Annotated in this window: 5 protein-coding genes; all 5 read right to left on the bottom strand. The window is 69.9% G+C overall.

Going from position 1 to position 7,848, the window contains the following annotated elements:
* Positions 1–43 precede the first annotated feature (43 nt).
* On the bottom strand, positions 44–1,030 hold the full coding sequence (locus HTA01S_RS19120) for a tripartite tricarboxylate transporter substrate binding protein (protein WP_084236283.1): 987 nt from the start codon (positions 1,028–1,030) through the stop codon (positions 44–46).
* Between the two features lie 100 nt (positions 1,031–1,130).
* On the bottom strand, positions 1,131–2,333 hold the full coding sequence (pcaF, locus tag HTA01S_RS19115) for a 3-oxoadipyl-CoA thiolase (RefSeq protein WP_068174328.1): 1,203 nt from the start codon (positions 2,331–2,333) through the stop codon (positions 1,131–1,133).
* 11 nt (positions 2,334–2,344) lie between these two features.
* Complete coding sequence (locus tag HTA01S_RS19110; protein ID WP_068174327.1) at positions 2,345–3,670, bottom strand: MmgE/PrpD family protein; 1,326 nt, start codon at positions 3,668–3,670, stop codon at positions 2,345–2,347.
* 2 nt (positions 3,671–3,672) lie between these two features.
* Positions 3,673–5,727: an FAD-dependent oxidoreductase gene (locus HTA01S_RS19105; protein WP_068174326.1), complete on the bottom strand. Its 2,055-nt coding sequence runs from the start codon at positions 5,725–5,727 to the stop codon at positions 3,673–3,675.
* Positions 5,728–5,736: 9 nt separating this feature from the next.
* Complete coding sequence (locus tag HTA01S_RS19100; RefSeq protein WP_068174349.1) at positions 5,737–7,845, bottom strand: acetate--CoA ligase family protein; 2,109 nt, start codon at positions 7,843–7,845, stop codon at positions 5,737–5,739.
* Between the last annotated feature and the right edge of the window lie 3 nt (positions 7,846–7,848).

The following is a 7,848-nucleotide window of genomic DNA, read 5'->3' as shown; positions in this document are numbered from 1 at the left end:
GCCCCCCTTGAGGGGGGTGACGCGAAGCGGCGCAGGGGATGCCTCATTTACCCAGCACATCGGCCTTAACGATCTTGGACCAGCGAACGATTTCCGCGCGCACGAAGGCGTCGAACTCGGCCGGCGTGCCGGTCTGCACGACCATGCCCTCGCTCACCACCTTGGACTTGAAGATCTCGCTGCTGGCGGCCTTGCGCGTGGCGGCGTTCAGCTTGTCGATCACGGCCGCGGGCGTGCCGGCCGGCGCATAGAAGCCGTACCAGCCTTCGGTGGCGTAACCGGGCACACCGGCCTCGGACACGGTTGGCACACTGGGATATGCAGTGGAGCGCTCGGCCGAGGTGACGGCCAGTGCGCGCAGCTTGCCGCTGTCGATGAAGCCGCCCACCGAGCCGGAGGTGGCAAAGATCATGTCGGTCTGACCGCCGAGCAGGTCGGTGAGCGCAGGGCCCGACCCCTTGTAGGCGACGTGCTTGATCTGGACCTTGGCCATGTCGGCGAACAGCGCACCGGCCAGATGGGACGAGGTGCCGTTGCCGGGCGACGCATAGGTCAGCTTGTCCGGATCGGCCTTCGCGGCGGCGATGACGTCCTTGAGCGACTTGAAAGGGCTGTCGGCGCGGACCACCAGCACGTTGGGCGAACGCACGATCATGGACACGGGCGCAAAGTCCTTCTCGGTCGAGTAGGGCATCTTCGCCATCAGGCTGGGGTTGACCGCGTGCGCGATCGACGAAACCACCAGCGTGTAGCCATCGGGCGCACTCTTGGCCACCAGGTCGGTGCCGATGATGGTGCTGGCGCCCGGCTTGTTGTCCACCACCACGGGCTGCCCCAGCTCCTTGGCCATCTCCACCGCCAGCGTGCGGGCGATCAGGTCCGTGCCACCGGCCGGGGCGAACGGCACCACCAGCTTGATGGGTTTGTCGGGAAAAGCGTGGGCGCTGGACAGACCCACGATCAGTGCGGTGGTGAATGCCGTCGCGGCCTTGGCAAAGGCCTTGAAGCCGAGCTTGGGAAATGGGTTCATGAATGTCTCCGGTGTTTGTAGAAGGAACAGTGGTCACTCTAGAGGTCGGGCCTGATCGGCGCACCCTATCAATTCCACCCAATGGAAGAGGAAAAATCCCTCAAACCCTTTCCAGCACCACCGCAATGCCCTGCCCCACCCCGATGCACATGGTGCAGAGCGCGTAGCGGCCCCCGCTGCGGCGCAGCTGGTTGACGGCGGTGGTGGCCAGGCGGGCGCCGCTGGCGCCCAGCGGGTGGCCCAGGGCGATGGCGCCGCCGTTGGGGTTGACGCGGGCGTCGTCGTCGGCCAGCCTCAGGTCGCGCAGCACGGCCAGGCCTTGCGCGGCAAAGGCCTCGTTGAGCTCGATCACGTCCATCTGCGCCAGCGACAGGCCGGTGAGCGCCAGCACCTTGCGCGTGGCCGGTGCCGGGCCCATGCCCATGATGCGCGGCGGCACGCCGGCGGTGGCCATGCCGACCACGCGGGCCCGCGGCGTGAGGCCGTGGCGGGACGCGGCGGCTTCGCTGGCGAGCAGCAGCGCGGCGGCGCCGTCGTTCACGCCCGAGGCGTTGCCGGCGGTCACGCTGCCGTCGGGTCGCACCACGCCCTTGAGCTTGGCCAGGGCCTCCAGCGAGGTGGCGCGCGGGTGTTCGTCGCGGCTCACCACCAGGGCATCGCCCTTCTTCTGCGGCACCTGCACCGGCACGATCTCGGCGTCGAACACGCCGGCCTCCTGCGCCGCCAGGGCCTTGGTCTGCGAGGCCAGGGCCATGCGGTCCTGGTCGGCGCGCGAGACGTTGAACTCGGTCGCCACGTTCTCCGCCGTCTCGGGCATGCTGTCCACGCCGTACTGGGCCTTCATCAAATTGTTGACGAAGCGCCAGCCGATGGTGGTGTCCTCGACGCTGTTGGCGCGCGAGAACGCGCTGGTCGCCTTGGGCATCACGAAGGGTGCGCGGCTCATGCTCTCCACGCCACCGGCGATCATCAGTTGTGCCTCGCCGCTCTTGATGGCGCGCGCCGCCGTGCCCAGCGCATCCAGGCCTGAGCCGCAGAGGCGGTTCACGGTGGAGCCGGGCAGCGACACGGGCAAGCCCGCCAGCAACGCGCTCATGCGCGCCACGTTGCGGTTGTCTTCGCCGGCCTGGTTGGCGCAGCCGAAGATGACGTCGGCCACCGCCTCCCAGTCCAGTTGAGGGTGGCGTTCCAGCAAGGCCCGCAGAGGAACGGCGCCGAGATCGTCGGCGCGCACGCCGGAAAGGACACCGCCATAGCGGCCAAAGGGGGTGCGCACGGCGTCGCAGATGAAGGCGTGGGTCATGGTGTGTCTCTTCAGGGAAGGATTTCGCTCTGGTGCAGTTGCCAGATGCGGCCCAGCAGTGCATGGGCTTCGCCCTCACCGATCACCGGCGTGGCCAGCTCCATGAGCTTGCCCTCCAGGTCGGCGTCGGAAAGCGGCAGTTCCGGGTCGCCCTTGCGGTCGAGTTGCAACAGGGTCAGCTGGCGACCATCGCGCAGGGTGATCGTCACGCGCGCACCGCGCCGGCCCGGGAAGGCCGCGTCCACTTCGGGGTCCAGCGCCTTGTGGATGCGCTGCATGAGCGCACGCGTGGCCGGGTCGTTCAGCCGGTCCGGCTCGAAGGCCGAGAGGCGCACGCTGCCGTGCACCAGCGCCGTGGCCACCATGTAATGCAGGCTGAAGCGCGCCTGGTCGGCGTTCTGCGGGTCCACGTGGGGGGCGATGTCCAGCGTGGGCTGGTAGACGCCGAGCGCCACGCGTTCGATGTTGGCGTGGGTAAAGCCGTGTTGCTGCTGCAACGCCTGCGCACCGTCGATGGCCGCAAAGGTGTGGCCACAACCGATGTGGTTCTTGAAGGTCAGGCGAGTGATGTGAAAGTCGGTGCCCAGCGTGGCGCCCACGGCGGACCAGTCGGCCCCTTCGCTCATCGCTTTGCCCAGCCCGGATTCGCCTTCCAGCACATCGAGCGAGCTGCGCATGCCGCCCGCGGCCAGCTGCGCCGCCAGCACGCCCGCCTCGGCCGCGCGGCCCGCGTGCAGCGGTTTGGCCATGGCTTCCAGGCGGAAGGCCTGCTGCAGACCGGCCGAGAAGGTGGCAGCGATGGCGAGGGTGTTGGCAAAGGCCGCTTCGTCCAGCTTCAGCAGGCTCGCCGCCGCCGCTGCTGCGCCAAAGCTGCCCATGGTGCCGGTGTTGTGCCAGTACCTGTAGTGCGGGCGCCCCATCACCACGCCGATGCGGGTGGAGATTTCGTAGCCCAGCACCACGGCGCGCAGGAACGCGGGGCCGTCCGCTCCTGTGGATTGCGCCACAGCCAGCGCGGCAGCGATGGTGGCCGCCCCCGGGTGGTACATCGCATCGCGGAAGCTGTCGTCCACCTCAGCTGCGTGCGCGGCCGTGCCCTGGATCAGCGCGGCTGCGCGCGTGGTGGCTTGTCGCCCCTGCACCAGCTGGGCGGCGCCCCGGTCCAGGTCGTCGGCCATGGTCTGCATCAGCACCTGCACTGCGGGCGTGTCCAGGCCGGGGTAGATCGAGGCGTACCAGTCGATCACCGCGCGCTGGGCGTGGTGCGCCACTTCGGCCGTCAAGGGTGTCCGGGCAAAGCCGGTGGCGAAACGGGCCAACACTTCAACGGCGTTCATGTTCAGTTCTCCGGTGTGAGCAAGTGGCGCAGGTCGCCGGTCACAAAGCCCGGTCCGCTGAGCTGGGCCAGCCAAAGCATGTCTTCCTGCAAGGCGGCTGCCCCGCGCTCGCGTGCCCAGAACACCGGGCCTCCTTCCCAGCGCGGGAAGCCGTAGCCGTTGACCAGCACCACGTCCACGTCGGTGGCGCGTTCGGCCACGCCTTCGGCCAGCAGCAGCGCGGCCTCGTTGACGATGGCCAGCAGCGCGCGGCGCACGATCTCGTCGTCGCCCAGCTCGCGAGGCTGCAGGCCCTTGTCCGCACGGGCCTGCGCGATGAGTGCGTGCACCGCCTCGTCCACCTGCGGGCCCTGGTCGCCTTCCGGGTAGCGGTAGTAGCCCGCGCCGGTCTTGCGGCCCAGGCGCCCGGCTTCGCACAGGCGGTCGGGGATGTGCACGTAGCGAGCCTGCGGGTCGCGCGTGGCGGCCTGGGCCTGGCGCATGCGCCAGGCGATGTCCAGCCCCGAGAGGTCGGCCACCGCGAACGGCCCCATGGCAAAACCGAAGGCCCGCAGCGCGGCGTCCACCTGCTCGGGCCAGGCACCCTCTTCCACCATGCATTCGCATTGGCGGCGGTAGGCCGCGTACAGCCGGTTGCCGATGAAACCGAAGGCGTTGCCGGTCAGCACCGGCATCTTCTTCAGACGCTTGCCCACCGCCAGCCCCGTGGCCAGCGCGTCGGGCGCGGACGACTGGCCGCGCACCACTTCCATCAGCTTCATGACGTGGGCCGGGCTGAAGAAGTGCAGGCCGATCACGTCGTGCGGCCTGGAGGTGGCCGCTGCGATGGCATCGAGATCCAGGTACGAAGTGTTGGAGGCCAGCACGGCGCCCGGGCGTGCCAAGGCATCGATGCGCTGGAACACCTGCTGCTTCACTCCCAGTTCTTCGAACACCGCCTCGATGACCAGGTCGGCACTGGCCAGGTCGGCCCAGTCCAGGCTGGTCTGCAGGCGGGCTTCGCAGGCCGCGGCGGCACTGGCGCTGAGCTTGCCGCCCTGCACCCGCGAGGCGTAGTGCGCGTGGATGCGCCCGGTGCCGCGCTCCAGCGCAGCGGCGTCCTGCTCCAGCAGCAGCACGCGGTAGCCGGCGTCGAGTGCGGCGATGGCGATGCCCGAGCCCATGGTGCCGGCGCCGATCACCGCCACCCGCTCCACCGGGCGCGCTGTGGCTTCACCCAGCGATGGATGCTTGGCGCTCTCGCGCTCGGCAAAAAACTGATGACGCAGGGCAAAGGCCTCGCGCGAGACGCGCAGTCGCTGGAACACCGCACGCTCGTCGGCCAGACCGTCGTCGAAGCCGACCTGGGCCGTAGCCGTGATGGCGTCGATGGCCGCCTGCACCGCAGGCCGGCGCTTGCCGGCCTGCGGTGCCGCGGTGGTGGCCGTGGCCACGTCTGCGCTTGAAGCCGGCGGCACCTGCCGGTCGCGCACCAGCCGCTTCTGCCCCTTGAGCTGTCGGGCATGCGCCACCGCTGCGCTGCGCAGATTGCCGGTGGCGATCAGATCCACCAGCCCTGCCTCCAGGGCCGCCGCGGCCAGCACCCGTTCGCCTGAGCAGATCATCCGGATCGCGGGGGGAATGCCCACGATGCGCGGCAACCGCTGCGTGCCACCCGCGCCCGGGATGATGCCCAGCGTCACCTCTGGCAGGCCGACCACGGTGCCCGGTGCGGCCACGCGGGCGTCGCAGCCGAGCGCCAGCTCGAAGCCGCCACCCTGTGCCGCGCCGTGCAGCGCCGCCACCACCGGCTTGCCGCAGGCTTCGATGGCGGCGATCACGGCAGGCAGCTGAGGTTCGGTCAGTGGCTGGCCGAACTCGCGCAGGTCCGACCCGGCGATGAAGGTATTGCCAGCCCCGATCAGCACCGCGCCTTCCAGCGTGTCGTCATTGCGCAGGGTCTCGATGGCGGCCATCAGCCCCTGCCGCACGGCGGCCGAACCGGCGTTGATGGGCGGGTTGTCGATCACGATGACGGCGATCCCGCCATCCCGTTCCAGGTACACACGTGGCGTCATGCGAGTTCCTCAGGCCAGCACCACCACGCCGTCGGCGGCGCTCACGCCCTGGCCTTGTGCGCGCACGAACACGGGGTTGATCTCGGCCTCCACCAGGCGGTCGCCGAGCTGCGCCGCCATGCGGGAGAACGCCACGATGGCATCCACCAGCGCTTCCACGTCGGCCTTGGGCCGGCCCCGGAAGCCGTCGAGCAGCGGCCAGGTCTTGAGGTCCTTCGCCATGGCCAGCGCATCGGCGCGGCTCAGCGCGTGCAGGCCCTGCGCGTCCTGCGTCAGCAGGCGCATGGTGGTGTCCTTGAACAGCTCGGCCGTCACGCCCCCCATGCCCAGCAGCACGGCGGTGCCCAGCGCGTCGCGGTGCATGCCCAGGATCAGCTCGGTGCCACCGCCCACCATTTCCTGCACGAGGAAGCGGTCGGGACGCACGCCGGCTTTGGCCTGCACATCGGCGGTCATGCCGATCAGGCGCTCCCCCACCGTCTCGGGCGTGAGGCCGATGGCCACGCCACCGACGTCGCTCTTGTGCGTGATCTGCGACGAGAGGATCTTGAGCACCACACGGCCACCGAGCTCGCGCGCGGTGGCCTCGGCCTCGGTCGGGGTGGTGACGATGCGCTCGGCCGCACAGGGCACGTTGAAGCGCGTGAACAGCTGCTTGGCCTGGGCCTCGTCCAGCGAGCCCGAGGGCAGTTCACCCAGGTCGACGAAGCCGACTGCATCCGCTTCTTCGACCGGTGCGGCAAAGCTGCCGACCTTGAACATGGCGGCCAGCGCCGCGGTGCAGCTCTCGGCCGCGGCAAAGGCGGGCACGCCATGGCGCGTGAGCAAGGCGCCGACTTCGGGCGCGTGCGGACTCACGTAGGCCATCACCGGCTTGTCCGAATCGGGCAGGCAGTCGCGGATGGCGTTGGCCATCAGCTCGGGCATGGCCAGGCTGGACGATCCGACGATGATCACCAGCGCGTCGTAGCTCGGGCTGGCTAGCAGGGCGCGGATCGCGCCGCGCAGCAGGTCGGGCCGCAGGCCGGCCAACGTCACGTCGATCGGGTTGCGGTCCAGCACGGCCTCGCTGCCGGTCTGCAGCGCGCGCAGCGCCTCGGCCGTGGCGACATCCGGTGCCGGGGTCTCGAAACCGGCCACGCCCAGGTCGTCGGACACCAGCGTGCCCGCGCCGCCGGTGCTGGTGAGAATGGCCACACGTTTGCCACGCAGGTGGCGCCCGGTGGCCAGGGCCACGGGAATGTCCAGCAGGTCGTTGAAGGTCTGTGCGCGGATCACGCCCACCTGTTTGAACAGCGCGTCGTACATGCGGTCGGCACCCGCCATCGCACCGGTGTGCGACACGGCAGCCTGGGCGCCCGCTTCCGAGCGGCCGATCTTGAAGGCCACCACCGGTTTGCCCTTGCGCGCGGCCTTCAGGCAGGCGGCCCGGAACTTGGCCGGATCGCGCACGGTCTCGATGTAGAGCGCGATCACCTGGGTGGCCGGGTCGTCGGCCAGGTGGTGAATGAAGTCGGCCAGCTCCAGGTCCACCTCGTTGCTGGTGGAGATCAGCTTGGAGAGGCCAATGCCGCGCGCCGCGGCCCGCGAGAGCAGCGAGCCCAGGATGCCGCCGCTTTGCGACACCACGCCGATGCCGCCCACCGGGAACTCGTCCATCTCCAGCGCGCCGGTGGCCGAGAGCACGATGGCGTCGGTCAGGTTCACCAGTCCGATGGTGTTGGGCCCCAGGATGCGCATGGACCCGGCCGCGTCTACCAGCTGCTTCTGGCGGCGCGCGCCCTCTTCGCCGGTCTCGGTGTAGCCGCTGGCCAGCACGATGGCGGCCGCGCAACCGCGCGCCGACAGTTCCTTGACCGCGAGGTGGGCACGCTCGGCGCCGAGCAGCACGATGGCGACATCGGGCGTTTCCGGCAACGAGGCGATGTCGGCGTAACACGGCAGGTCGCCGATGCGGTCGGCCTTGGGGTTCACCGGCAGGATGCGGCCGGCAAAGCCGTGCTTCTGCAGGTAGGCCACCGGGCGGCCGGCGGTTTTCCCGGGGTCCGCCGAGGCGCCGATGATGGCGACGCTGCGCGGCTGCAGCAGGCGGGAGATCGCGTTGATGGGGGCGTCCATGGT

The sequence above is a fragment of the Hydrogenophaga taeniospiralis CCUG 15921 genome (assembly GCF_001592305.1).
Lineage (GTDB): Bacteria > Pseudomonadota > Gammaproteobacteria > Burkholderiales > Burkholderiaceae_C > Hydrogenophaga > Hydrogenophaga taeniospiralis.
This window is presented reverse-complemented; position numbering and strand designations above follow the sequence as displayed.